This is a genomic window from Bradyrhizobium sp. Kon69 (assembly GCF_055807515.1).
On the sequence record NZ_JBVVOS010000009.1, the window covers coordinates 87298 to 111694 of the forward strand.

The 24397-nt window shown below is 64.1% G+C and carries 22 protein-coding genes; 10 read left to right on the top strand and 12 right to left on the bottom strand.

Annotation, left to right across the window (positions count from 1 at the left end):
- Window positions 1-62: 62 nt before the first annotated feature.
- Window positions 63-842: an SDR family NAD(P)-dependent oxidoreductase gene (locus tag AC0L3U_RS14125; RefSeq protein WP_473362158.1), complete on the bottom strand. Its 780-nt coding sequence runs from the start codon at window positions 840-842 to the stop codon at window positions 63-65.
- A 99-nt stretch (window positions 843-941) separates the two neighbouring features.
- On the opposite strand from AC0L3U_RS14125, the gene AC0L3U_RS14130 reads away from it, so the two are divergent.
- Complete coding sequence (locus tag AC0L3U_RS14130) at window positions 942-1679, top strand: SDR family NAD(P)-dependent oxidoreductase (RefSeq protein WP_473362159.1); 738 nt, start codon at window positions 942-944, stop codon at window positions 1677-1679.
- A 73-nt stretch (window positions 1680-1752) separates the two neighbouring features.
- The gene (locus AC0L3U_RS14135) at window positions 1753-2127 is read left to right on the top strand and encodes a CsbD family protein (RefSeq protein WP_027515488.1); all 375 of its coding nucleotides are present in this window, start codon (window positions 1753-1755) and stop codon (window positions 2125-2127) included.
- Between the two features lie 170 nt (window positions 2128-2297).
- Here the strand turns inward: AC0L3U_RS14135 and AC0L3U_RS14140 are convergent, their stop codons facing one another.
- Window positions 2298-3989: an SGNH/GDSL hydrolase family protein gene (locus tag AC0L3U_RS14140; protein WP_473362160.1), complete on the bottom strand. Its 1692-nt coding sequence runs from the start codon at window positions 3987-3989 to the stop codon at window positions 2298-2300.
- Window positions 3990-4206: 217 nt separating this feature from the next.
- Complete coding sequence (locus AC0L3U_RS14145) at window positions 4207-5604, bottom strand: lytic murein transglycosylase (RefSeq protein ID WP_473362161.1); 1398 nt, start codon at window positions 5602-5604, stop codon at window positions 4207-4209.
- Window positions 5605-5807: 203 nt separating this feature from the next.
- Here AC0L3U_RS14145 and AC0L3U_RS14150 point away from each other — a divergent pair, with 203 nt between their 5' ends.
- A complete protein-coding gene (locus tag AC0L3U_RS14150) occupies window positions 5808-6683 on the top strand; it encodes a UTP--glucose-1-phosphate uridylyltransferase (protein WP_007599884.1) in 876 nt (291 codons plus the stop codon).
- A gap of 176 nt (window positions 6684-6859) precedes the next feature.
- On the opposite strand, the gene AC0L3U_RS14155 is transcribed toward AC0L3U_RS14150, so the two are convergent.
- Window positions 6860-8356, bottom strand: a complete 1497-nt coding sequence (locus AC0L3U_RS14155; protein ID WP_473362162.1) for a sensor domain-containing diguanylate cyclase — start codon at window positions 8354-8356, stop codon at window positions 6860-6862.
- A gap of 144 nt (window positions 8357-8500) precedes the next feature.
- Here AC0L3U_RS14155 and AC0L3U_RS14160 point away from each other — a divergent pair, with 144 nt between their 5' ends.
- Window positions 8501-8764 (top strand): DUF7662 domain-containing protein, encoded by a 264-nt coding sequence (locus AC0L3U_RS14160; protein WP_473362163.1) that lies wholly within the window; start codon window positions 8501-8503, stop codon window positions 8762-8764.
- A 166-nt stretch (window positions 8765-8930) separates the two neighbouring features.
- Here the strand turns inward: AC0L3U_RS14160 and AC0L3U_RS14165 are convergent, their stop codons facing one another.
- Together AC0L3U_RS14165 and AC0L3U_RS14170 are read right to left on the bottom strand one after the other, a co-directional pair.
- A complete protein-coding gene (locus AC0L3U_RS14165) occupies window positions 8931-11807 on the bottom strand; it encodes an EAL domain-containing protein (protein WP_473347415.1) in 2877 nt (958 codons plus the stop codon).
- Window positions 11808-11961: 154 nt separating this feature from the next.
- The gene (locus AC0L3U_RS14170) at window positions 11962-12960 is read right to left on the bottom strand and encodes an NAD(P)H-quinone oxidoreductase (protein ID WP_354159385.1); all 999 of its coding nucleotides are present in this window, start codon (window positions 12958-12960) and stop codon (window positions 11962-11964) included.
- 111 nt (window positions 12961-13071) lie between these two features.
- On the opposite strand from AC0L3U_RS14170, the gene AC0L3U_RS14175 reads away from it, so the two are divergent.
- Both AC0L3U_RS14175 and rcdA read left to right on the top strand, forming a co-directional pair.
- Window positions 13072-13263 (top strand): DUF1192 domain-containing protein, encoded by a 192-nt coding sequence (locus AC0L3U_RS14175; protein WP_473362164.1) that lies wholly within the window; start codon window positions 13072-13074, stop codon window positions 13261-13263.
- A 555-nt stretch (window positions 13264-13818) separates the two neighbouring features.
- Window positions 13819-14328, top strand: a complete 510-nt coding sequence (rcdA, locus tag AC0L3U_RS14180; protein WP_007599893.1) for a protease adaptor protein RcdA — start codon at window positions 13819-13821, stop codon at window positions 14326-14328.
- 161 nt (window positions 14329-14489) lie between these two features.
- Here rcdA and rpmE read toward each other — a convergent pair whose 3' ends face one another.
- Window positions 14490-14717 (bottom strand): 50S ribosomal protein L31, encoded by a 228-nt coding sequence (gene rpmE, locus AC0L3U_RS14185; protein ID WP_007599895.1) that lies wholly within the window; start codon window positions 14715-14717, stop codon window positions 14490-14492.
- Window positions 14718-14929: 212 nt separating this feature from the next.
- Between rpmE and AC0L3U_RS14190 the strand changes: the two genes are divergently transcribed.
- Both AC0L3U_RS14190 and AC0L3U_RS14195 read left to right on the top strand, forming a co-directional pair.
- Window positions 14930-16756, top strand: coding sequence for an ABC transporter ATP-binding protein/permease (locus AC0L3U_RS14190; RefSeq protein WP_473362165.1), 1827 nt, complete (start codon window positions 14930-14932; stop codon window positions 16754-16756).
- 484 nt (window positions 16757-17240) lie between these two features.
- Window positions 17241-17612, top strand: coding sequence for a nuclear transport factor 2 family protein (locus tag AC0L3U_RS14195; protein ID WP_473362166.1), 372 nt, complete (start codon window positions 17241-17243; stop codon window positions 17610-17612).
- Window positions 17613-17730: 118 nt separating this feature from the next.
- Here AC0L3U_RS14195 and AC0L3U_RS14200 read toward each other — a convergent pair whose 3' ends face one another.
- Window positions 17731-18150 (bottom strand): nuclear transport factor 2 family protein, encoded by a 420-nt coding sequence (locus AC0L3U_RS14200; protein WP_473362167.1) that lies wholly within the window; start codon window positions 18148-18150, stop codon window positions 17731-17733.
- 129 nt (window positions 18151-18279) lie between these two features.
- Between AC0L3U_RS14200 and AC0L3U_RS14205 the strand changes: the two genes are divergently transcribed.
- Together AC0L3U_RS14205 and AC0L3U_RS14210 are read left to right on the top strand one after the other, a co-directional pair.
- Window positions 18280-18849, top strand: coding sequence for a bifunctional transcriptional activator/DNA repair enzyme AdaA (locus tag AC0L3U_RS14205; protein WP_473362168.1), 570 nt, complete (start codon window positions 18280-18282; stop codon window positions 18847-18849).
- 165 nt (window positions 18850-19014) lie between these two features.
- Entirely contained in the window at window positions 19015-21006 is a 1992-nt protein-coding gene (locus AC0L3U_RS14210; protein WP_473362169.1) for a hybrid sensor histidine kinase/response regulator, read from the top strand.
- A 421-nt stretch (window positions 21007-21427) separates the two neighbouring features.
- On the opposite strand, the gene AC0L3U_RS14215 is transcribed toward AC0L3U_RS14210, so the two are convergent.
- From AC0L3U_RS14215 to AC0L3U_RS14230, 4 genes are all read right to left on the bottom strand, one after another.
- Window positions 21428-21649 (bottom strand): hypothetical protein, encoded by a 222-nt coding sequence (locus AC0L3U_RS14215; protein ID WP_456766284.1) that lies wholly within the window; start codon window positions 21647-21649, stop codon window positions 21428-21430.
- A gap of 110 nt (window positions 21650-21759) precedes the next feature.
- Window positions 21760-22206, bottom strand: a complete 447-nt coding sequence (locus AC0L3U_RS14220) for a GNAT family N-acetyltransferase (RefSeq protein ID WP_473362200.1) — start codon at window positions 22204-22206, stop codon at window positions 21760-21762.
- Window positions 22207-22332: 126 nt separating this feature from the next.
- Window positions 22333-23361 (bottom strand): peptidoglycan -binding protein, encoded by a 1029-nt coding sequence (locus AC0L3U_RS14225; protein ID WP_473362170.1) that lies wholly within the window; start codon window positions 23359-23361, stop codon window positions 22333-22335.
- Window positions 23362-23365: 4 nt separating this feature from the next.
- On the bottom strand, window positions 23366-24388 hold the full coding sequence (locus tag AC0L3U_RS14230; protein ID WP_473362171.1) for a flagellar motor protein MotA: 1023 nt from the start codon (window positions 24386-24388) through the stop codon (window positions 23366-23368).
- Window positions 24389-24397: the final 9 nt, after the last annotated feature.

The following is a 24397-nucleotide window of genomic DNA, read 5'->3' on the forward strand; positions in this document are numbered from 1 at the left end:
GCTCTGTCGGTGAAAAAGTTACTCCCGTAACAAGCGATGTCAACGCTTGGGCAGCATACCTCTCACGCGTTGCGCGCCATCAGGCCGCCGTCGACGGGGATCACCGCGCCGGTGAGGAAGGACGCTGCCGGCAGGCACAGGCTCAGCGTCATGTGCGCGACTTCCTCGGGATCGCCGTAGCGGCCCAGTGCAGTGCGTCGCTTGGCGTAGATGGTCTTGTGCTCTTCCGAGATCCGGTCGGTGATGGCGGTGCGGACCGGCCCCGGGCAGATGCAGTTGACGGTGATGCCTTCACGGCCGAGCTCCACCGCAAGCGAGCGGGTGAGGCTGGCGACGCCGCCCTTCGCCGCCGAATAGGGGCTGTGCAATGCGGTGGCGCCGAGCGCCTCGGTCGAGGCGATGTTGACGATGCGCGGGCTCTTCGACTTGCGCAAGTGAGGCAGCGCGGCGCGGATGATGCGCGGATGCGCCGTCAGCATCACCGCGATACCCCTGGACCAGGCGTCCTCATAGGCTTCGTCGTCGATCGCGACGCGCACGGAGATGCCGGCATTGTTGACGATGATGTCGAGCCCGCCGAAATGCGCAGCGACGTCGCCAACCACGCGCTTGATCTCATCGCCATCGGCAACGTCAAGCTTCCAGGCTTTCGCGGCTCCGCCGCTTGCCGCGATCTCCTTCGCCACGGCCAGCGCGCCCTGCTCGTCATAGTCGGTGACGGCAACGTTTGCGCCGTCAGCGGCGAACACGCGGGCCGTTGCACGCCCCATGCCGCTGGCCGCGCCGGTAACGAGAACGGTCAGGCCATTCACGGACCGGCTGAGCTGTTTGAAATCGGACATGGTGTTTCCTCTGACCGCTGCTTGTTCTTGTTGTGATTGACAAGGCTGTCATCGATCCGCAGACAGGTCAAACAAGCAAGACAATCGGGGAGGCCAGCGATGACGAACGAGCTCGATTTCTCAGGCAAGCAGGTGCTGGTTGTCGGCGGATCCAGCGGCATCGGCAACGGTATCGCGCAAGCCTTTCGCGTCAGGGGCGCGCAAGTTGCGGTCTGCGGCACGCGTGCTCACGCGAAGGAATATTCAGCTGAGGAGGGCTCGGATCTCACCGGTCTCTCCTACGCGCAACTCGACGTCGGCAATGCCGGAGCGGTCGAAGCGTTCAAGCCGGCATTCGAACGGCTCGATATCCTGGTGCTGGCGCAGGGCGCGGTGCTCTATCGCCGCGGCGAATTCGAGATGGCCGGCTTTCGCAAGGTCGTCGAGGTCAACCTGATGAGCCTGATGGCCTGCGCCACGCGATTTCATTCCATGCTGCGGGACTCGCGGGGATCGCTGATCATGGTGTCCTCGACCGCGGCCTATCATTCCACCATGGGCAATCCTGCTTACAACGCGTCGAAGACCGGCGCGGTCGGATTGACGCGCACGCTGGGCGAGGCCTGGGCCGAAGACGGCATCCGCGTCAACGGCATCGCGCCCGGTCTGGTCGACACCAAGATGACGAAGGTCACGACCGATAATCCCAAGCGGCTCGAAGGTGCACTTTCACGCATTCCGCTGCGGCGATTGGGCACGCCCGCTGACATGGCCGGCGCGGCGCTGTTCCTGGCATCACCGCTGTCGTCCTACATCATCGGCCAGACATTGGTCGTCGACGGCGGGCTTATTCTTTGAGTCCAATTTCAAGTCAGATGGAACTGCGCCGCTCCTGATCGGTTACTTGGGCTGACCCCCGAGGAGGAGCATCATGGATAAGGATCGGATTGTCGGATCGGCCAAGGAATTCGCCGGACGCGCGGAAGGCGCCATCGGAGATATGGCCAGCGATACGCAGACACAGGCGTCCGGCAAGGCTCGCGAAGCCGCCGGCACCGTGCAGAATCTCTACGGCCAGGCCAAGGATGCGGTACGTGACGCCACGGACACCGCGGCCAGCTATGCCAAGGACGCCTACGACAAGCCGGCTGAAACCTTGCGCGACGGCTCGCAGGCGATTGCCCAGAAGGTGCAGGACAACCCGATGGGCGCGCTGCTGGTCGCCGGAGGTATCGGCTTCGCGCTCGCGCTTCTGATGGCGCGGCCTTCGCGCCGCCCGCCGCCGCGCTGGCGCTATTACGGCTGAAGCCAACGCGCGATAAGCATCGGGCCCCGGACGCAGCACGGCGTGTAACACCGCATTGCTGAGCCGGGGCCCATTCTTTTTGTGACTGTCGGACGTGCTGGGTCCAGCTCTGCGCAGCAGCGTTTCACGCTGCAGCGCGTCCGGGACACGAGACCTCAGCTTAGAAGAAATTACCGGAACACTTCCGCCGATCGCCCGACGTTGCCTGGTGGACGCGGGATCGCGGGGTTGGGATTCGGATTGCGCGGCGCCGGCGCCAATTGACGCGGCGGGGGCGGCGGCGAACCAAAGCCGAAGAAATCGCGCATCGATGGCGCTGCCTGTGCCGGTTGCTGCGGCGCCGGTGGCTTCTTCGGCGCAAGCTTTGGCGGGGCGATCGCTGCGGCCGCACCCGGCGTACCGCCGTCGGGCGTCGTCGCGGCCACCGGCGTATCGCCCTTGGCCTGCTCGCGGCCGACTTCGCGGCGCGGCCAGGCATAATCGTCGGCGCGGCCGGCGGGCGCAGCCAGTGGCTCGCCCTTCACCATTGTCTTCGCAGCGAGCGCATCGACGGCGGCAGGACGCGAGCCCGGCCCACCCAGCAATTGATCGGTCGAGATCGAGGCCGCCACCAGCGGCACGATCGGGCCGGCCAGCGGCCGCGGTGCGGGCTTGCCGGGTTCGGCGCTGGTGTCGGGGGTCGCCGGTTCGCTCGGCAGCGCGATAGGGCCGGAGCGCCCGGCGAGCAGGCGGGTGATCTCGCGCTCGACATAGTGGGCGAGCTTGCGCGCGCCGGGTTTCGTGAAATAGACGCCGTCACCGCTGCGGAGCTGACGGATCTGGCCTTCGAAGTCCGGGCCCTTCTGCAGGAAGCGGCCCGCCTCGTCGACAAAGCCGTCCCAGACGTCGACGTATGTGATGCCGGCCTTGGCCGCGCCTTCGCGATAGAGCGAATCCAGGAACAGCATGTCCGCGGTGCCCTTGGGACCGCGGATGGCGGGCAGGCCGACCCAGAGCACCGGCACGCCCTTGGACTTGAGGACGTTGGCGAGCTCCTCGATCTTCTTGCCGTAGAGTTCGACCCAGCGCTCGTCGCGGAATTCGTAGAGGCCGTTCGGGTTGCGTGCGGTCTTCTCGGGCGCTGCGACTGCGGGTGCGTCAGCGTTATCGGCATCATCCTGCGGCAGGTCGGCATCGGCCGGCTTGTCGTCCGGCTTCGCGGCGGTGGTGTCGCCGGGCTTGGCATCGCCGGGCTTGCCCGGTGGTTTGCCGCGCGCGCCCTTGTCGTTCTTCTTGTCCGTCGCCTTGTCCGATTTATCGGGGGCTGCCGCCTCGCGGATCGCGATGCGGTCGTTGAGGCCGAGCATCACCACGATCACGTCGGGCTTCTCGGTCTCGAGAATGCCCTTTGCAGCAGCCGTCCAGTCTGAGGGCTCACCCTTGGGCTGATACTTGATCAGGCCGGACGTGGTCTTGTGCTTGCGGATCACGCCCATGTCGGGCTGCTCGGTGTAGGCGTCCTCCAACCCGTAGGCGAGCCAATCGGCCATGGCGTCGCCGATCACCAGCACGTTCCTGTCGGGAGTGGTCTCGCGCTTGGCCGGCGCCGGCGCGCGCGAAAAGTCCTGACGCGGTGCTTGGGGCTGTTGCTGCTGGAACGGCGCGAAGAAGTCGCCGCCGAACCATCCGCCACCGCCACCTCCACCTCCGCCGTTCCGCGGCGGCGGCGGAGCCGAACGCTGCGGTGGGCCGCCGAAGCCGGGGAAGTTGAAGAACTGCGCCGAGGCGGGTCCCGCGACCGACACCAGAATCGCAAGCGCCGTCCCCAGCGCGATTAGCGGGCCGCTCTCGGTCAGCACCTTGAACAGGGACTTCTTCGACATGCGATCTCGGCACGTGCAATGGGGATCGGGACAGGCTCGAATATAATAACGGAATCGGGCGCCAAACGGGCAGATTCTCTTTTCAGTTTCTCTTCAGATACTGAGATCCTTGGCCCAAGATTCTGGGGTTAAGATCCTTGGCCCATACACGGCGAACGGCCGCCCCGGTCAAGGCTGTCGGCCAAAATCCCTGTTCAGGGTTACTTTCAGCGCGATTTTACCGCCCGCGCAGCCGGTTCAGGGCGTCGGAGGAGGCAAATCCGTCCGCGGGGACCCCGATCGAGGCCTGGAAGTTGCGCAGGGCTTCCCGGGTCTGGCCGCCGAACTGGCCGTCGGGGGTGCCCTTGTAGAAGCCGCGCTGGGCTAGCAGCTGCTGCAGTTCCAGCCGCTCGGTCCGGGACAGCTCCCGTTCCTGCCGCGGCCAGGGCTGCACGAACGGCTGGCCACCGCGCAAGCGGTCGGCGAAATGGCCGATCGCCAGCGCATAAGCCTCGGCCGGATTGTACTTCATGATGACCCGGAAGTTCTGCAGCATCAGGAAGCCCGGCCCCTGCGCGCCGGCCGGCGCCAGCAGATAGGCCTTCTCGGCCGGATGCGGGAAGGGCTGGTTGGCCGGGCGCTTGAGGCCGAGCTTCTCCCATTGCGCCACCGTCATCGCCTTGGCGCGATCGGCCAGCATGTAGTTGAAGCCTTGGGGCACCACGACCTCGTAGCCCCAGGTCTGGCCGGCCTGCCAGCCGTCCTTCTTCAGATTGTTGGCGGTCGACGCAATCAGGTCGGAGGGATTGTCGACGACGTCACGCCGGCCGTCACCATCGCCGTCCACGGCAAAGCGCTTGAACGCGGTCGGCATGAACTGGGTCGGGCCGAAGGCGCCGGCCCAGGAGCCGCGCAATTGTTCGGGCCTGAGATCGCCGCGGTTGAGGATCTCCAGCGCGGAGAGGAATTCATCCTTGAAGTAAGCCTGGCGGCGGCCGATGCAGGCGAGCGTCGCGGTCGATTGCAGCACGCTGCGGTCGCCCATCTGCGTCGAGTAGTTGGATTCGATGCCCCAGATCGAGGCGATGATGTAGCGATCGACGCCGGTGGCTTTTTCGGTGGCGTCGAACTGCGCCTTGTACTTGGCCAGGATCTCGCGGCCCTTGGCGAGGCGGTTGTCGTTCACGAGGATGTCGAGATAATCCCAGATCGACTTGGTGAACTCCGGCTGCGAGTCCATCAGGTCCATGATGCGCAGATCGGGCGCGAGGCCAGCCGTGAAGCGTTGGAAATTGTCCTGCGTGATGTTGCGCCGTGCGGCATCGGGCCACATGCCCGCCACGCAATTGTTGAAATTGCCCGCGGCCTCGCGGATCGCGGCGGCCGTCATCAACGGATGGCCAGAGGCGCCGTCCTCGCCGGTCCAGGGTTGAACTCCCGTTGGAGTGCCGCTGGGCCCGGGCGCTGCTGGCGAAGGCGCCGCGTTCGGGCCGGAGAAAATACCGCCGAACAGATTTGACAGACCATTCTGAGACTGCGCGCCGGCGGGAAGCGGGAACAGCAGGGCGGCCGCAATCATCGTCGCACCGGTCACGGACCCGCCCCGTTTCGCCAGCTCTGCCATTGATTGCATCATGTCCTCACCTGTCCGGCCAAAATCCGCCCTCAGGAGGCCTGGTTACGGTTGCCAACAGCTTAACAAAGGTGAAATTTTGATGGTGGCCTTTTTCTTAACTCTGTGAGGATGAGGCCCCACATCCGCCTTTGTTGGCGGCTGCAAACAAGCTAGCAAGATGGCATTGCTCCCTTCACGTGTTCCTCAGGTATTCGATCAATCCCATGAAAATCCGCAAAGCCGTATTTCCCGTTGCCGGCCTCGGCACCCGCGTCCTGCCCGCCACCAAGGCGATGCCGAAGGAAATGCTGACGATCGTCGACAAGCCGCTGATCCAGTACGTCTATGACGAGGCCCGGGAAGCCGGCATCGAACACTTCATCTTTGTCACCGGCCGCAACAAAAGTGTCATCGAAGATCATTTCGACCGGATGTTCGAGCTCGATGCGACGCTGGCCGCGCGCGGCAAGAAGACCGAGCAGGACGTTCTGGCGCAGAACCAGCCGGAGGCCGGCGCCGTCAGCTTCACCCGCCAGCAGGCGCCGCTCGGCCTCGGTCACGCGGTCTGGTGCGCGCGCGACATCGTCGGTAACGAACCGTTCGCGGTGGTGCTGCCCGACGAACTCGTGCTCAATTCGCCCGGCTGCCTGAAGCAGATGATCGACACCGCCAGCAAGCTCGGCGAAAAATCCAACGTCATCGCGGTCGAGCCGGTGCCCGATCATCTGACCCATCAATACGGCATCTGCGGCGTCGGCAAACGCACCGGCAAGATGTTCGAGGTCGACGGCATGGTCGAGAAGCCGGCCAAGGGCACCGCGCCCTCCAACCTCTCGATCACCGGCCGCTACATCCTGCAGCCGGAGATCTTCAAGATCCTGGAGACCCAGGAGCGCGGCGCCGGCGGCGAGATCCAGCTCACCGACGCCATGATCGGCCTCGCCAGATCGCAAAAATTCTACGGCGTCGAGTTCGAGGGCGAGCGCCATGATTGCGGCTCCAAGCCCGGCTTCCTCCGCGCCAACATCGCCTACGGCCTGAAGCGGCCGGAGCTGCGTGACGGGCTCATTGCGGAGATGAAGAAGTATTTGGGGCAGTAATTGCCGTCGTCCCGGCGAAGGCCGGGACCCATACCGCGTGATCCATCGTTTCCGGTCGGTAGCAGTACCGAACGACGAGTCTTCGCCAAACTATGCCTTGTGGTTATGGGTCCCGGCCTTCGCCGGGACGACGCTGAAGGTATTGCGGGCTACCTACCCAAACGACGGCCGCCCTCTCACGCCACCAGCGACAGCTTCGGCAGGCTCGCGACCACCGACTGATTGCGGCCGCCGGCTTTTGCGGCGTAGAGCGCCTTGTCGGCGGCGGCGACCAGCAGCGGCCAGTCCATGCCCGTGGTCGGAACGAGGCTCGCGATGCCGCAGGACACCGTCGAGCTCGTGTGGTCGTCGGACCATCCCTGCACCTTGGCGCGGATCTTCTCGGCGACATGGAGGGCGTCGGTGACCGAGGTCCCCGGCAGCAGCACGGCGAATTCCTCGCCGCCATAGCGCGCCGCGCAGTCGCCGGCGCGGCTCACCGAATCGGAAATGCAGATGGCGATGCCGACCAGCACCTGGTCGCCGGCCTGGTGGCCGAACGTGTCGTTGTAGGCCTTGAAGTGATCGGCATCGATCATCAAGAGCGCGATCGGCGTCTGCTGCCGCATCGCGCGGCGCCATTCGACGTCGATCACCTGGTCGAACTTGCGGCGGTTCTTCAGGCCGGTGAGCGCGTCGGTCGTCGCCATCTCTTCGAGCTTGCGCTCGGCCTCGGCGCGCCGGCCGATTTCGCGCGCGAGCACCAGCGTCGATGCCAGCATGAACAGGCTGAGCGCCAGGACCACGGCGCCGATGCGGTAGGCTTCCCTCTGCCAGAGCTCGAACACGGTGTTCAGTGGCTTGCCTGCCACCACGAATAGCGGGCTGGTCCCACCGCTGCGGACATAGAGCCGCGGCGTGCCGTCGATCGGCCCCTGTCCAGCGAATGCGCTGCCGACCTTCAGATTTTCGGCCTTCCAGATCGGCCGGGTGGCCAGATTCGTGCCGATCACGTCGAGATCAAACGGCCGCCGCATCATGACGGTACGGTCGCGCCTGAGCACGGTGATGGTGTCGTCGGGATCGAGGCTCAGCCGCTCGAACAATTCGTGGAAATAGCTGAAGCGGATCGATCCGGCGACGACGCCGAGGAAGCCGCCGTCGGTGTCGCTGATGCGCCGGCTCAGCACGATCGAATAAGCGCCGCGGAACAGCATGGGACGGCTAATGAAGAGGCCTGCGTCCGGATTGTCCCGATGGGCCTTGAAGTAATCCTCGTCGCCCCGGTTCACGACAACGGGATCGAGCGTCGACGCGTCGATGGTCAGCCGGCCGTCGGCGTCGAACACCTGGATCGCGCCGAAATGCCTCGCCGTGGTCGAATGGTCGAACAGGATGAGGTGACGGATCGGCTTCGAGACCGTGGCGATTTCCGGCAGCAGCATGTTGCTGGCGACCGCCTTGAGGGCCAGGTCGTAGATCTCGATGTTGCGGCTGACGTCGGACTCGATGGTCGTCGCCAGGTTTTCCAGGGTCTGGCGGGCGAGCGCCTCCTCGCCGCGGCGCATGTCAAGCATGACGTTGACGCAAATGGCGGAAAAGCCGATCACCGTCACCACGGACGAGATGATCAGCAGCTTCGCCGAAAGCCGCCATGGCCGCCGGGCCGTGACGTCGCGCCATCGAGACAACATCGTTTGCTCCCGGCACCAGTGAATGCGCCCGAAAGCTTGAGTAGTGTTTAAACCGGGACGGCGCTGCCGGAATGAGTTAAAAATTGGTTTCCGCGGCTGACGTTTTTGGGCAAAGCGGGCCTTCGACCAGCGAAGAGGACAGCGGTGAACGACTACGACGCGTTGCGCGATTATCTGATGCGGCAGAAGCAGGCGGAATTCGTGCTGACCTATGAACAGATCGAAGAGATCATCGGCGCGGCCCTGCCGCGCGCGGCGAATCGCGCCTCATGGTGGGACAGCCTGCGCAGCCCGGACATCCAGATGCCGCAACGCGAAGCCTGCCTCGCCGCGGGTTTCAAGGCGATGCGGATGCCGGACGGCGAGAGCGTGCGGTTCACGAAGCTGAAGGCTGACCGGCGGCGCTAGCGGTGTGCGCTCTCTTCCCTTCTCCCCTTGCGGGAGAAGGTGGCGCGAAGCGCCGGATGAGGGGTTGCATCCGCAATTGAGAGAGTAGCATTCGGGGAGAGATACCCCTCACCCCCGCTCGCTTTGCGAGCGGACCCTCTCCCACAAGGGGAGAGGGAAAGAAGAGCTAGCTCGCCGCTTCCAGGCGCACTTCCGTCAGCAGGCGCATCGCGGCGTCGGCATCCATGGGTTCGCCGAAGGCAAACCCTTGCGCGTATTCGCAGCCCATCTGGTAGAGCTCGACCGCGTCGGAATCGGTCTCGGCACCTTCGGCGACCACGTCCATGCCGAGGTCGTGCGCGAGCGCGATGATGGACTTCAGGATCACCGGGCGGGTGCCGCGGTTGGTGGTGCGCACGAAGGACTGGTCGATCTTGATGGTGTCGAACGGGAAGCGCTGCAGATAGGCCAGCGACGAATGGCCGGTGCCGAAATCGTCGAGCGAGAGCCCGGTGCCGAGCTCGCGGATCCGCGTCAGCATCTGCGCCGCGTGCTCCGGATTCTCCATCACCAGCGATTCCGTCAGTTCCAGCTTCAGCGTGCCGCGCGCGACCGAGGAGCGCGACAGCACGGTGCGGATGTCGTGGATCAGATCGTGGCGCAGCAATTGCCGCGAGGAGACGTTGACCGATGCGAAGATCGGCTCGCGCGAGCGCATCGCGCGCTGCCAGATCGAGAGCTGCTTGGCGGTCTGGTCGAGCACGAACATGCCGAGGTCGATGATCAGGCCGGTCTCTTCCGCGATGGTGATGAATTCCGACGGCGCCATGCGTCCGAGCTTGGGATGATCCCAGCGCACCAGCGCCTCGAAGCCGGCGACAGAGCGGTCTTCGAGTCGCACGATCGGCTGGTACAGGATCGTGAGCTCCTGCCGCTCGATGGCGCGGCGCAGCTCGCTCTCCAGCGTCAGCCGGTCGGTTTTTCGCGCGCGCATCGCGGACTTGTAGACGTCGATGCGGTCGCCGCCGATGCGCTTGGAGTGATACATCGCAAGCTCGGCGTCCTTGATGATCTCGTCCGTGAGCTGAACTTGCGGATCGGACAAGGCGAGGCCGATCGAGGCCGTGAGAAAGATTTCGCGTTCGTTGAAGGCGATCGGCGCGCGGATGGTCTTGCGGATGGTCTCGGCGAAAGCGGTGATGCGGGCGGGGTCCTGCTCCGAGAGCAGGATCAGGCCGAACTGGTCGCCGGCGAGCCGCGCCAGCGTATCCTGCGGCTTCAGGATGCGGGTGAGGCGGCGGGCCAGCGTCAGCAGGATGGAATCGCCGACCGCGATGCCGACGGAATCGTTGACCTGCTTGAAGCGGTCGAGATCGATCACCATCAGCGTCGGCCGCAGCGTCGGCATGGTCTTGGCGAAATGCGCGACGGCGCCGAGCCGGTCCATGAACAGCTTGCGGTTGGGCAGGCCGGTGAGATTGTCATGCACGGAATCGTGCAGCAGGCGCTCCTCGGCGTTGCGCAGCTCGGTGACGTCGGTGAGGGTGCCGACCACGCGCGAGACCTCGCCGTCGGAGCCGACCACCGGGCGCGCCTTCAGCGCGAACCACATGAAGTGACCGTCCGGCGTGCGCAGGCGGAAATCCTGCACCAGGCGGCCGCGGCGCTGGTCGAGCACGCTGTCGAGCGCGGCGCGGAAACGGTCCTGGTCGAGCGGGTGCAATACTTCCAGCCAGGAGGCGGCCGGACCTTCCAGCGTGCCGCGCTTGAGGCCGAGCAGGGCCTCGGTCTCGGGGCTGGTGAAGACCTTGTCGGCGGAAACGTCCCAGTCCCAGATCAAATCGCCGGAACCGGCCAGCGCCAGCGCGCGGCGCTCGATGTCGGAGACGACGCCGGTGCTGGCGCCGCCGCCGGCGAACGCATGCTGCATCACCGTGAAGCCGATCAGCATCACGATCAGCACGAGGCCGCCGAGCAGCGCCGGGCCGACGATGTCGTTGGTGACGGAGCCCGCGACCGTCATGCCGGCCGCGACCACCCAGACCACCAGCAGGAACCAGGTCGGGATCAGCAGCACCGCGCGATCGAAGCCGTGGGTGGAGAGATAGACGATCAGCGCGAAGCCGGCGAAGGCAATCAACACCAGCGATATGCGCGCGATGCCGGAGGCGACCGCAGGGTCGAACAGGGCCAGCGCCACCAGGGAGCCCAGGAACGCGAGCCAGCCCACCGTGATGTGGGAATAGCGCACGTGCCATCGACTGAGATTGAGATAGGCGAACAGGAACACCAGCAGCGTCGCCGCCAGGATCGCCTCACCCGCCGCGCGCCAGATGCGCTCGGCGTTGTTCGACATGTCGAGCACCTTGCCCCAGAAGCCGAAATCGACGCCGATATAGACCAGCACCGCCCAAGCCAGCGCCGCGGCGGCCGGGAACATGATGCTGCCCTTGACGACGAACAGGATGGTCAGCACCAGCGCCAGCAAGCCGGAGATGCCGATCACGATGCCCTGGTACAGCGTGAAAGAGTTGACCTTGTCCTTATAGGATTCCGGCTCCCACAGATAGAGCTGCGGCAGCTTGTCGGTGCGCAGCTCCGCGACGAAGGTGACGACGGCGCCGGGATCGAGGGTGACGCGGAAGACGTCGGCGGTCGGGCTCTCCTGCCGCTCCGGCCGGTCGCCGGTCGAGGGCGTGATGGTCGCGATGCGCGACAGCCCGAGATCGGGCCACAGCAGCCCCGAGGAGACGATGCGGTAATGCGGGGCGACGATCAGGCGGTCGAGCTGGTCGTCGGTGTTGTTGGCGAGCGCGAACACCACCCAGTTCTGGCCACCCTCGCGGGCGCGCACCTCGATGCGGCGGACAATGCCGTCGGTGCCGGGCGCGGTGGAGACCTGGATGCGGTCGGCGTCGCTGCGCTGATGTTCGAGCACGCCGGTGAGGTCGATCGCGGGCGCGTCACCGCGGACGCTGACAGCGTCCAGCGCGCGCGCCGGGAACGCGCAGACGAGAATCATGAGGCCCAGCGCTATGGGCGCGAGGCACCTGATCAGACGCAAGGTCAGTTCTCCGCGTTCGACGCAAACTGTTCGGTGCAGGCTCTTCGGTGCACGGCGTTTTCCGAACGGAACAAGGTGGTTCGGTGCGTCGCGATAGATGCCACGAAAGCAAGGAAAATCAAAGGGTTTCCGGCTTGCCCTGTGGGCCGCTGGCCTAGACCTCCAACACAATTTTGCCAATATGTGCCGAGGTCTCCATCCGCCGGTGCGCGTCGGATGCCTTTTCCAGCGGGAAAGTGCTGTCCATCAGCGGCTTGACCCGGCCTTCGCGCAAAAGCGGCATCACTTTCGCCTCGATCGCGGCCACCATCGCCGCCTTGTCCGCATTACTACGGGGGCGCAGCGTCGAGCCGGTGTGGGTGAGGCGCTTCACCATCACCTTGGCGATGTTGACGGTAACCTTGGGCCCGTTGAGCGTCGCGATCTGCACGATGCGGCCGTCGAGCGCGGCGGCGTCATAGTTGCGGTCGACATAGTCGCCGGCGACCATGTCCAGGATCAGATTGGCGCCGGCATTGTTGGTCTCAGCCTTGACTACGGCGACGAAGTCTTCGTCCTTGTAGTTGATGGCACGATCAGCGCCGAGCTTGAGGCAGGCATCGATCTTGTCCTGCGATCCCACGGTGACGATCACTTTGGCGCCGAACGCTTTGGCGAGCTGGATTGCCATGGTGCCGATGCCGGAAGAGCCGCCATGGATCAGCAGCGTCTCGCCGGCCTTCAGGCCGCCGCGCTCGAACACATTGTGCCAGACCGTCATCAGCGTTTCCGGCAGTGCGCCGGCTTCCTTGATCGACAGCGACGGCGGCACGCTCATCGCCTGGCCGTCCTGGGCGATGCAGTACTGCGCATAGCCGCCACCGGCGACCAGCGACATCACCTTGTCGCCGATCTTGTGCCGCTTGGCGTTGCTGCCGACGGCCACCACTTCGCCGGCGATCTCGAGGCCGGGCAGGTCGCTGGCGCCGGGCGGCGGCGGATAGGCGCCGGAGCGCTGCGCCACGTCGGGCCGGTTGACGCCGGCGGCCTGCACCTTGACCAGGATCTCGTCGGGCCCGGGCTGCGGCAGCGCCCGTTGTTCCGGCACCAGCACTTCCGGTCCGCCGGGTTTCGAGATGGCGACCACGGTCATTTGCGCGGGCAGCTTGTCCATGATGTGTCCTTGAGCAAAGGTGCGGGATGGAACGAGGCCATTGCTTAGCCAGCGCAGTGCAGGCTGGCAACCGCCTCAGCCGCTTGTGAGGCGAACGCAGGAGGAACCAGGATGGCGATGGAAGACGACGACCGCCCGCGCAAGAAGATCAGCCATGACATCGGACAGGATCTCTCACTCTTGTCAGTGGAGGAACTGACCGAGCGCATCGCGCTGCTCAAAACCGAAATCACAAGGCTGGAAGAAGCCGCAATAAAGAAGCGCGCCTCGCGCGATGCGGCGAATAGCGTTTTCAAGAAGTAGGCGTCGCACCACCGCCGTCGTCCCGGCCTAGTGCGCAATTGCGCACGAAGGCCGGGACCCATAACCACAGGGCGTGGTTTGGCGACGACTCGGAGTTACGCCTTCGCGAGACAACTGCTCCCTGTGGCTATGGGCCCCGGCCCCCGTGCGCAGTGCGCACTAGGCCGGGGCGACGGAGAGAGTTCGTTCCGCGGGCCCACTCGGCCACTGACCGACATGGCTAACGAACCCTCAAAATAATCGCTCGTTTACTCGACATTAAGCTTTCGAGTTTATGACTAGGAACTGTCCTTGTTTGGACACCGAGTGGCTCCTGTCCACTCTGTTTGACGCCTCCCTGTTATCAACTTTCAAAGCCGCCGGTTTTCCGGCGGCTCTTTTTTTGCGCCGACGCCCGGTTTTTGCGTCTCGCACCGGTTGAATTCAGAGCAAAGACGCGCGGAAACCATATCCGCGCTTGTCACTGGACTCGGCGTCTCGCCCGCGCAATGATTTGTTCATCATAAGCCGGCGCCAAAGCCGGGCAGTCAGACAGTTGCGTAAGGGGCGTTAACCATGGAACGTTTGCAAGCCGAAGGCGCTCTCGTTCAACTCAGCGAGCGGTTCACCAATTCTGCGGCGTTCGGCGTCCTGTTCCGCGAGGGCATGGACCTGGTCGAGGAGACCGCGGCCTATCTCGATGGCGCCGGCCGCACCGAGGCCAAGGCGCTCGACCGCGCCGTCAGCCTCACCTATGCGACCGAGAGCATGCGTCTGACCACCCGCCTGATGCAGCTCGCTTCGTGGCTGCTGCTGCACCGCGCGGTGAAGGAAGGCGAGATGACGCTGGGCCAGGCCAACCGCGAAAAAACCAAGGTCAAGCTCTCCGCCGCCGATCCCGGCTCGACCGACAGCATCGAGAAGCTGCCGTCGCAGCTCCAGGATTTGATCCATCGCTCGATGAGCCTCCAGACCCGCGTGCGTCGCCTGGACACCACCATCCACACGCCGCCGGTCGATCATTCCTCGATCGGCAATCCGCTGGTGCCGCATCTCAACGCGCTGAAGGCGGCGTTCGAGCGGTAAGCTCCCGTCATTGCGAGCGGAGCGAAGCAATCCAGAATCCCTCCGCGGAGACAGTCTGGATTGCTTCGTCGCAAGAGCTCCTCGCAATGACGATCTGCCCAAAACAAAAAACGCCCCCGGCTCTCCGGGGGCGTTTTCGTCTCCAGCCTCGAGGGGCCGGATCAATCCTTTTTGAGAAAGCCCGAAAACTTCTTCTGGAAGCGCGAGACGCGGCCGCCGCGATCCATCAGCTGGGCGTTGCCGCCGGTCCAGGCCGGGTGCGACTTGGGGTCGATGTCGAGGTTCAGCGTGTCGCCTTCCTTGCCCCAGGTGGAGCGGGTCAGGTACTCGGTTCCGTCGGTCATCACGACCTTAATCGTATGATAGTTCGGGTGAATTTCGGCTTTCATGGCAATTCCTCGGCGCCCCGGCGCCTCACTTGAGTGGCTATCGAATGACGGATTTGGCGCGGTCTATACCCCACGAGGCCCTGTAAAACAAGCCATTGCAGGGCCTTAGTAGGGGACCGGGCGGCCCCCTAAGGGACATCCCGGATTTGCCACTCCCGCTCGCCCGGCCTATCTGGAGCGGAGCACCTCTCTTTGTCTTTTGGTCGGATCTCATGAGCGCAGTTGAACGGCTTGAAACCGGGCCCGCGGAAGCCCCGTCGATCGAAGCCGACCTGATCGAAGCGCCGGCGAAGAGCCGCGCGAAGCTGCGGCCGCTGCTGGCGCTCGCGCCCTATGTCGCGCGCTATCGCGGCCGGGCGGCGCTGGCCTTCGTCGCGCTGACGATCGCGGCGCTGACCACCCTGCTGGTGCCGGTCGCGGTGCGCAGGATGATCGATTTCGGCCTGACGCCCGAGGGCATCGAGCTGATCAACAGCTACTTCTCGGTGATGATCGCCGTCGTCGCCGTGCTCGCGCTGGCGAGTGCCGCGCGCTACTACCTCGTGATGACGATCGGCGAGCGTATCGTCGCCGATCTCCGGCGCGACGTCTTCGCCCATCTGCTGTCGCTGTCGCCGGCCTTCTTCGATTCCGCGCGCAGCGGCGAGCTGGTGTCGCGCCTCACCGCCGACACCACCCAGATCAAATCCTCCGTCGGCGCCTCGGTCTCGATCGCGCTGCGCAACCTGATGATGTTCTTCGGCGCCGCGGCGATGATGGTGTTCACCAGCCCGCGGCTGTCCGGCTTCGTGCTGCTCGCCATTCCCCTGATCGTGCTGCCGCTGGTCGCCTTCGGGCGCTGGGTGCGGCGGCTGTCGCGCAATGCGCAGGACACGCTGGCCGAGGCCACCGCCTATGCGAGCGAGCTCGTCGGTGCGATCCGCACCGTGCAGGCCTATACCAGCGAGAGCCTCGCCGAGAAGCGTTTCGGCGGCGAGGTCGAGCAGGCTTATGAAGCCGCGCGCACCTCCACGCAGGCCCGTGCCGTGCTCACCGCCATCATCATCTTCATCGTGTTCGCAAGCGTGGTCGCGATCCTCTGGATCGGCTCGCACGACGTGCTGACCGGTACCATCACGCCGGGCCGGCTCGGCCAGTTCGTGCTCTATGCGGCCTTCGCCGCGGCCGGCCTCGGCCAGCTCAGCGAGGTCTGGGGCGAAGTCTCGGCGGCCTCAGGCGCTGCCGAGCGCCTGTTCGAGATCCTGCATGTGCAGCCCGACATCACCGCGCCCGCCTCGCCGCGCGCGCTGCCGGTGCCGGCGCGCGGCGAAGTCGGCTTCGCCCGTGTCAGCTTCGCCTATCCGGCGCGGCGCGACGTCAATGTGCTGGATGCCGTCTCGTTCACCGTGCGCCCCGGCGAGAAGGTCGCGATCGTCGGCCCCTCCGGCGCCGGCAAGAGCACGATCTTTCATCTGCTGTTGCGCTTCTACGATCCGCGCAGCGGCGCGATCTCGCTCGACGGCGTGCCGGTCAAATCCGCCGATCCCCGTGAATTCCGTTCGCGCATCGCGCTGGTGCCGCAGGAATCCAACGTGTTCGCGGCCAGCGCCCGCGACAACATCCGCTTCGGCCGGCCCGATGCCACCGATGCCGAGGTCGAGCGCGCGGCCGAGCTCGCGCACGCCGCCGAGTTCATCCGTCGCCTGCCGGAAGGTTTCGACACCCCGCTCGGCGAGCGCGGCGTGACGCTGTCGGGCGGCCAGCGCCAGCGCATCGCGATCGCCCGCGCCATCCTGCGCGATGCGCCACTGCTGCTGCTCGATGAAGCCACCTCCGCGCTCGATGCCGAAAGCGAGACGCTGGTGCAGACCGCGCTGGAAGAGCTGATGCGCCACCGCACCACGCTCGTGATCGCGCACCGCCTCGCCACCGTCTTGTCCTGCGACCGCATCCTGGTGATGGACCAGGGCAAAATCGTCGAGCAGGGCACGCATGCGGAGCTCGTCGCCGCGAACGGGCTCTATGCCAGGCTGGCGAGGTTGCAGTTCGAGGGGGCGTGAGGCGGAGGTAGTTCGGACTGTTGTCCCACTCACAGTGTCATCGCCTGCGAAGGCGGGCGATCCAGTACTCCGAGACGGTCGTGATCAATCGAGAAGCTGCGGCGTACTGGATTCCCCGCCTTCGCGGGGAATGACAGCGGAAATTTGGCGAGAGCGTCGCACCACATGGTCTCCGTTCGTAGGCGGTCGATAGCGGATATTCGTCTATCTGATCGAGCGCCACGATCCGAATGGGCCGCATCACAAGGTTGGTCGGGCTGTTTCCTTCCCGGCTTTCGTCACGGAATTCTGGCCAAGCGCGCACAGCGTGAGCCCGGAACGAATTTTACCGAAGGTTGTTAGAGGCTCAAGTTATCTGATGTCGCTTCTATCCTGGCATGAGGCCCGACAGGAAGGGCACTTCGTCCAGCTTTAGCCCCCGAGCTCTTTGTTGATGAGTGGCGCTCGGCCTTTCGTTCGGTCAAACTCTAAAAGGAAAAATGGCATGACGAAAAGCACGCTCGATCTGGCACGTGCCAGGCTAAAGGCATACGTCGATAAAGATCGGACAGCGATCGAAACGCTTCTTGCGGACGACTATCACTTCTCAAGTCCGATCGACAATGAGTTGGATCGTGCGACTTATCTGCGCCGCTGCTGGCCCAACAGCGAAAAAGCCAGTTCGTTCGATGAAGTCATCGCGACCGAAGATGGAAACCGAGCAGTCATCGTCTATGAGGCAGCTGCTTCTGGAGGTCACAGGTTTCGTAATTGTGAGGTAACCACCGCGCGCGGAGACAAGATCGTTCGGGTGGAAGTCTACTTTGGATGGGACATGCCTCATACAGCTCCGAAGGGCGGCTCCATCGAAAAATGATGGTGAGGGTCACGCTTAGCAGGATTGGCGTCGAGGACGCGCTTTTTGCAAGGTCCCGAGTGCGATAATCGCCACTGGCTTCCGCCGATAGACATCGGCTGGTGACCCAAAGCAATTTTCAAAGCGGCTCGAAGATCATCTGCCAGCCCTTTCGGGTGTCCATATATTCGCGAACCAGCTTGATGCGGTCGCCCGAAAGGACAAAGACGAAGCAATAGTCATTCTCGTAGGGCTTGCCTCCAGGAAGAGTGGCTCGCATCCGCTCCTCGACCACCACAGTGTCACCATCGGCATGAAGGCCCAGAAACGAGATCTCGACGCTCGAGAACAGATGATGCATCTCCGTGGCAATGAAGCGTGCGATTTGGTCCGCTCCATTCATGTGGTCGGTGTGCTTGAGAGCGACTGCAGTGGCATTTCCGGCCGGCGCAATCCATTCGGCATCGGGAGTAAACAGCTCCGCGATCAAGCCGGCATCACGGGTTTTGAAAGTCTTCCAGGCATTGATGACGATCTCTTTAGGATTCGTGCTGTTCATTTCTTCTTCTCCAAGTGCTCAGCGGATCTGGGCTCTCTTATAAGAAGAGCGCATCGACATCGCTGGCCGGAATCGGACCTGATCATCTCAGGGCTGTTCTTTTGGCGGCGGTCTACGGTAAAATGAGTCATGCTCAGTTTTGAGGTATGCAACACCGCGCGCTTGCAGCGCGATCCGCGCTATGACGGCCGTTTCTACACGGCAGTCAGGACCACGCGAATCTACTGCCGTCCAGTTTGTCCGGTGAAGCAGCCGTTGACCCGTAACGTGGCCTACTATCAAACTGCGGCGGCTGCCGAAGCTGCGGGATACCGGCCTTGCCTGCGTTGCCGTCCGGAGACCGCGCCCTTCTGTGCTGCCTGGAATGGCACGCGCTCGACAGTCGCGCGCGCCTTGAAATTGATCGATGGTGGCGCGTTGGACAACGGTTCGGTTGCTGCACTCGCCGATCGGCTCGGGGTAAGCTCGCGCCACCTTGCGCGTCTGTTCGAGCGGTATGTCGGGGCCAACCCCCAGCAGGTAGCAAAGACGAGGCGTGTACAGCGGGCGAAGCGCCTAATTGACGAGACAGATGATCAATTGGCCCAGATCGCCTACCGGGCCGGCTTTGGCAGCGTGCGCCGGTTCAACGCCGCCTTTCGCGAGCTCTATGGACGCTCTCCGTCCAGCATTCGCCAGCACCGTAAGGTATCCGCGTGATATAGGCATCGCTAACATTGGTCAGCTTGTGGCCTTAGCCGACGTGCTCATCAGCTTTTTCTGAGGTCTGACACCGCCTTAGCGGACTCCAGTCCCACAAAGCGAAAGTCGTATTGCGAAGGGCGGCAGCCAGAGCGCGGAACGATGTAGTGACTTTGCAGTTGTATGTTGTCCCCCCTCATCGGAGCCGGCCATTTGCAGACCCCTCAGTCAAAACTTGACGGGATCGACGATACCGCGCGACTTCAACTGCTCATCGATGCGATCGTTGATTACGCCATTTACATGATCGACATAGACGGCACCGTCCGCAGCTGGAACTCCGGCGCGCAGCGGCTGAAGGGCTACACGCCGGACGAAATCATCGGCAAGTCGTTCGCATCCTTCTATACGCCCGACGATCGTACCAAAGGGCTCCCGGAGCGCGCCTTGAGCGTCGCAGCGCAAGCAGGCCGCTTCAGCGCCGAGGGATGGAGAGTCCGCAAGGACGGAAGCCGTTTCTGGGCATCGGTGATCATCGATGCCGTCCGCAACGAGGCTGGTGAGCTGATCGGCTTCGCCAAGGTCACGCGAGACGTAACCGAGCGTCAGCAAGCCCATGAAGAGCTTCTCCACAGCGAGCGGCGCTACCGTCAGCTGATCGAGGCGGTGGTCGATTACGCGATCTTTCAGCTCGATCCGCTCGGCAACGTGACAACTTGGAATCCCGGTGCGGAGCGAATCAAGGGTTACGCGCCGCCGGAGATCATTGGCCGGCACTTCAGCGCTTTTTACACGCCCGAGGACATTGCACTCGGTGTGCCCAAGCGTGCGCTTTTAGAGGCGGCGGAGCATGGGCGATTTGAAGCGGAAGGGTGGCGCCTGCGAAAAGATGGCTCCCGCTTTTGGGCGTCGGTCATCATCGATCGTATTACGGACGAGGCCGGCAACATCGTCGGGTTTGCCAAGGTCACGCGCGACGTTACGGACCGGAAGCGCGCCGAGGACGAACTCAAACACGTTCAGGAGCAACTCGCCGCATCCCAAAAGCTGGAAGCGGTGGGGCAACTCAGCGGCGGAATCGCGCACGACTTCAACAATCTGCTGATGATCGTCCTTGGCAATCTCGAAACAGCTGAGCGGCACGCCAAGGCGCCCGGAGCCAATCTGAACCGGGCGCTCGCAAACGCGAAACGAGGCGCGCAGAGAGCCGCGGCGTTGACCAGTCGCTTGTTGGCATTTTCGCGACGACAGGCGCTCGATCCCAAGCCGATCAACGTGAACAACTACGTCAATGGTCTGCAGGAATTCCTCCAGCGTACGCTGGGGGAGAGCATCGAAGTCCAAACGGTCGGAAGTGCGGGTCTGTGGCAAATTGAAGCCGATGCCAATCATCTGGAGTCGGCCATCGTCAACCTGGCAATCAACGCTCGCGACGCCATGCCTGACGGTGGAAAGCTGACTCTGGAAGCTGCCAACATCGCCGCCGACGAGGATTACTGCCGTCTCAATCCGGAATTGGCGCCCGGTCAGTACGTCGCTATCTGCGTGACTGACACAGGCGTCGGAATGTCGCGGGACGTTCTCAATCACGCGTTTGAGCCCTTCTTCACCACGAAGGAGCCGGGCCACGGCACCGGGCTTGGGCTAAGTCAGGTCTATGGCTTCGTCAAACAATCCGGAGGCCACGCAAAAATCTATACCGAGGTGGGGCAAGGCACGACGATCAAGCTGTATTTCCCGCGCTTCACCGGCAGTGTCCGACATGAGGAAGTGGCACCTGAGGAGCTCGCCGAGGGTGAGATATTCGAGACCATTCTCGTGGTCGAGGATGATGAAGATCTGCGCGTCTATATTTCTGACGTCCTTCGTGATCTCAACTACCGTGTCCTCTCGGCCCGCAGCGCCCAAGCGGCCCTGACCATTCTCCTGCAGGACGAGTCGAAGGTGGATCTTCTTCTCACTGACGTGGTCATGCCGGGGATCAATGGTCGCGAACTTGGCAGGCGCGCGCACCAAATTCGACCGGAGCTGAAAATCCTGTACATGACCGGGTATTCGCGTAATGCCGTCGTGCACCAGGGAAGGCTTGATGAAGGCGTCAATCTGTTGGAGAAGCCGATTTCCCAAGCGAAGCTTGCACTGAGGGTGCGAGAGATTCTCGACCAGGACGAATGAACTAGGCCTCAGATCGAGCGTCTTGACGATTTGAAGAGGTTAGTTCCGCCACAGATGCGCGCGCAATCGCTGGCTTCCGGAATTTCGGATAGGGCAGCACGCCCCTGAGCCGAGTGGATGGACCTTGCAGTTCCCCCGGATGTGGCGCCTAATCAGGTATCGCCGGCCAAAGGCTCGTCCGTAGGCGTCGGTGCCTGAGAGATGATTTGTGCTCCCGCCTCAACGGGAGTGCGCCTCATGGCCCAGCCATTCAGCAAGGAAACCCGCGAACTCCTGGAGCGGGCGCAGCGCGCGATCGATGCGTCGATCCGGCTTCGCGAAGACAGCCACCGCGCGATCCGCCAGGCCGAATTCTGGCAGTTCGATCTTGAACTCCGCTTGAGCCGAGAGCGCCTCGAGGCGAGTTGCGCGACAGCGCCGCTCATCGACACTTCGGCGACAGCGCCGGCACGTTCGGCCACGGCCAGTTTTTCCAGCTCCCGTCCTCTTCAACGCAGGCCGATGGCCCAAGGCCGTTCGTCGGAGCACTCGTCGTCTTGACCGGCGTGGCGAGGCGCTGGTCGACATAGCTCGTCGAGACATAGCCGGCGACGATGACGCCGAGCAGGACCGAAGATCCCTTGGCCAGATCGCTCAGTTTCATTGGTCATCTCCATCCGCTTGCCGGCGCATCTTTCGGCACAACGACTAGCCGACGTCCCGGGATCCCGACGTGACGGGGGTCACGCCCGCCAGAATCAAGGTCGCCAGAATCTAAGGTTGCCACATCATCTTCAGCACGGGCCGGCCCGAAGTCGGGTTCACCTCGTCGCCGGCATGCGCGAAACCGTTGCGCTCGTAGAAGCGGATGGCGCGGCTGTTGTCCTTGTTGACGAGCAGCGTCACGCCCGTCGGTGACAGGCGCTTGGCCTCATCCACCAGCAGCCGCGCCGCGTCCGAGCCCCAATGCGCGGGATCAACCACGAGCTGGTCGAGATAGCCGTCGCCATCGATGGTGACGAAGCCGGCCAGCGTGCTGTCCTGCTCCGCCACCACGATCGAGGCCTTCGGCACCAGATCCTTGCGCCAGCGCTCGCGCCACCAGTCAAGCCGCGCGGCGAAGTCGATCTGCGGATAGGCCTGCTGCCAGGTGCGATGCCAGAGCTCGATCGAGGCGGCCTCGTCCTCGGGTCGGTAAGGGCGGAGCTGGAGGGCGCTCAATTTGCGAAGACCGTCATGCCCGGGCTTGTCCCGGGCATCCACGCCTTTCTGCCGTAGACCGAAGAACGTGGATGGCCGGGACGAGCCCGGCCATGACGCTGGGATGAGCGTTGAGTCATTTCCTCACTACCGCTCCGTCAGCTTCAGCTCGATGCGGCGGTTGCGCTTGTAGGCTTCCTCGGTGTTGGCGGTATCGAGCGGCTGGAATTCGCCGAAGCCGGCGGCGACCAGGCGCTGGGCCGGCACGCCGAGCGAGATCAGATATTGCACCACCGAGATGGAGCGGGCGGCCGAGAGGTCCCAGTTCGACTTGAAGTTCGGACCGTTGACCGGGCGCACGTCGGTGTGGCCGTCGACGCGCAGTACCCAGGGGATCTCGTTCGGGATCTTCTTGTCGAGCTCGATCAGCGCGGCCGCGAGCGTGTCGAGCTCGGCGCGGCCTTCGGGCAGCAGTACCGCCTGTCCGGTATCGAAGAACACTTCGGACTGAAATACGAAGCGGTCGCCGACGATGCGGATGTCGGGGCGGTTGCCGAGGATGGCGCGCAGGCGGCCGAAGAATTCCGAGCGGTAGCGCGACAATTCCTGCACGCGCTGCGCCAGGGCGACATTCAGGCGAGACCCCAGATCGGCAATTCGGTTTTGCGATTCCTTGTCGCGCTTCTCGGAGACGTCGAGCGCTTCTTCCAGCGCCGCCAATTGCCGCCGCAGCGCGCTGATCTGCTGGTTCAGCACCTCGATCTGCGCCAGCGCGCGGGCCGAAACCGCTTTCTCGGAGTCCAGTGCCTTGCCGAGCTCGGAGGTCTTGCCCTGCGCGTCGTTGCCGGCGGCGGCGAGCCCGTCATAGAGGCCCTTGATGCGGTCGCGCTCGCTCTCGGCCGAAGCGAGGCCGGCTTTCAGCGACGAGACCTGGTCGTCGAGCGTGAGCTTGCCGAGCTTCTCCAGCGACAGCAATTCGTTGAGCTGCGCGATCTTGGCGTTGAGCTGCTCCAGCGCCTTGTCCTTGCCGGTGACCTCCTGCGACAGGAAGAACTGCACCACCAGGAACACCGACAGCAGGAACACGATCGACAGGACCAGCGTCGACAGCGCGTCGACGAAGCCGGGCCAGTAGTTGAAGGAGGTATCGCCGCGGCGGCCGCGCGCCAGTGCCATGTCGCTAACCCTTCTCGGGCTGACGCGCGATGCGCTCCAGCAGGCGCCGGATCTCGCGGTTCTGCTCGCCCTGGCCGTCGGCCCATTCGCGGATCATCTGCTGCTCGGTCCGCATGTGCGAGACCAGCGCCTGGATGGCTTCGGCGAGGCTCGCCATCGCCGCTGTGGTACCCCGGCTGCCGCTGCCTTCCTCGAGCACCGTGCGCAAGCGCTCGACGACGGCCTGAAGCTCGCCGCTGGCAATGCCACCGCCTCCACCGGAGGCGACCGCCACTTCGCCGCTGCCATATTCGCGCACGGTGGTGGCAAGCCAGTCTTCGAGATCGGTGTAGAAACGGTTCTGGGCCTGGCTCGATTGCAGGTCGAGAAAGCCCAGGATCAGCGAGCCGGCGAGGCCGAACAGCGAACTCGAGAACGAGATGCCCATGCCGCCGAGCGGGGCGGCCAGCCCCTCCTTCAGCGTGTCGAACAGGGCGCCGGAATCGCCGCCGACCTTGAGCCCGTCGATCACCTTGCCGACCGAGCCTACCGTCTCGATCAGGCCCCAGAAGGTGCCGAGCAGGCCGAGGAAGACCAGCAGGCCGGTCATGTAGCGGGAGATGTCGCGGGCCTCGTCGAGGCGGGTCGCGATCGAATCGAGCAGGTGCCGCATGGTGGTCTGGGTGATCGACATCCGCCCGGTGCGCTCGCCGCCGAGGATCATCGCCATCGGCGCCAGCAGCTTGGGGTGGCGGGCGGGCGCAAGGCCGGGATCGGCGATGCGGAAATTGTTGACCCAGGACACTTCGGGATACAGCCGGATCACTTGGCGGAAGGCCAGGATGATGCCGATGAACAGCACGCCGCCGATCAGGGCATTGAGCCCGGGATTGGCGAAGAAGGCCTGGATGATCTGCTTGTAGAGCACCACCCCCACCAGGGCGCAGAGCACCAGGAAGACCAGCATCCGCACCAGAAAGACGCTGGGCGAGGATAGCTTGGTGTATTCGATGTCGAGGGAGGAGCGGGGCGAGGCGCCTGGCGGCATGGCCGGTAT

Coding starts and splice junctions, on each gene's coding strand:
- AC0L3U_RS14230 (WP_473362171.1), bottom strand. CDS start 24,388: ATGCCGCCAGGCGCCTCGCCCCGCTCCTCCCTCGACATCGAATACACC.
- AC0L3U_RS14200 (WP_473362167.1), bottom strand. CDS start 18,150: ATGAACAGCACGAATCCTAAAGAGATCGTCATCAATGCCTGGAAGACT.
- AC0L3U_RS14205 (WP_473362168.1), top strand. CDS start 18,280: ATGCTCAGTTTTGAGGTATGCAACACCGCGCGCTTGCAGCGCGATCCG.
- AC0L3U_RS14170 (WP_354159385.1), bottom strand. CDS start 12,960: ATGGACAAGCTGCCCGCGCAAATGACCGTGGTCGCCATCTCGAAACCC.
- AC0L3U_RS14125 (WP_473362158.1), bottom strand. CDS start 842: ATGTCCGATTTCAAACAGCTCAGCCGGTCCGTGAATGGCCTGACCGTT.
- AC0L3U_RS14175 (WP_473362164.1), top strand. CDS start 13,072: ATGGCGATGGAAGACGACGACCGCCCGCGCAAGAAGATCAGCCATGAC.
- AC0L3U_RS14150 (WP_007599884.1), top strand. CDS start 5,808: ATGAAAATCCGCAAAGCCGTATTTCCCGTTGCCGGCCTCGGCACCCGC.
- AC0L3U_RS14130 (WP_473362159.1), top strand. CDS start 942: ATGACGAACGAGCTCGATTTCTCAGGCAAGCAGGTGCTGGTTGTCGGC.
- AC0L3U_RS14195 (WP_473362166.1), top strand. CDS start 17,241: ATGACGAAAAGCACGCTCGATCTGGCACGTGCCAGGCTAAAGGCATAC.
- AC0L3U_RS14215 (WP_456766284.1), bottom strand. CDS start 21,649: ATGAAACTGAGCGATCTGGCCAAGGGATCTTCGGTCCTGCTCGGCGTC.
- rcdA (WP_007599893.1), top strand. CDS start 13,819: ATGGAACGTTTGCAAGCCGAAGGCGCTCTCGTTCAACTCAGCGAGCGG.
- AC0L3U_RS14225 (WP_473362170.1), bottom strand. CDS start 23,361: ATGGCACTGGCGCGCGGCCGCCGCGGCGATACCTCCTTCAACTACTGG.
- AC0L3U_RS14210 (WP_473362169.1), top strand. CDS start 19,015: ATGTTGTCCCCCCTCATCGGAGCCGGCCATTTGCAGACCCCTCAGTCA.
- AC0L3U_RS14155 (WP_473362162.1), bottom strand. CDS start 8,356: ATGTTGTCTCGATGGCGCGACGTCACGGCCCGGCGGCCATGGCGGCTT.
- rpmE (WP_007599895.1), bottom strand. CDS start 14,717: ATGAAAGCCGAAATTCACCCGAACTATCATACGATTAAGGTCGTGATG.
- AC0L3U_RS14135 (WP_027515488.1), top strand. CDS start 1,753: ATGGATAAGGATCGGATTGTCGGATCGGCCAAGGAATTCGCCGGACGC.
- AC0L3U_RS14145 (WP_473362161.1), bottom strand. CDS start 5,604: ATGATGCAATCAATGGCAGAGCTGGCGAAACGGGGCGGGTCCGTGACC.
- AC0L3U_RS14140 (WP_473362160.1), bottom strand. CDS start 3,989: ATGTCGAAGAAGTCCCTGTTCAAGGTGCTGACCGAGAGCGGCCCGCTA.
- AC0L3U_RS14190 (WP_473362165.1), top strand. CDS start 14,930: ATGAGCGCAGTTGAACGGCTTGAAACCGGGCCCGCGGAAGCCCCGTCG.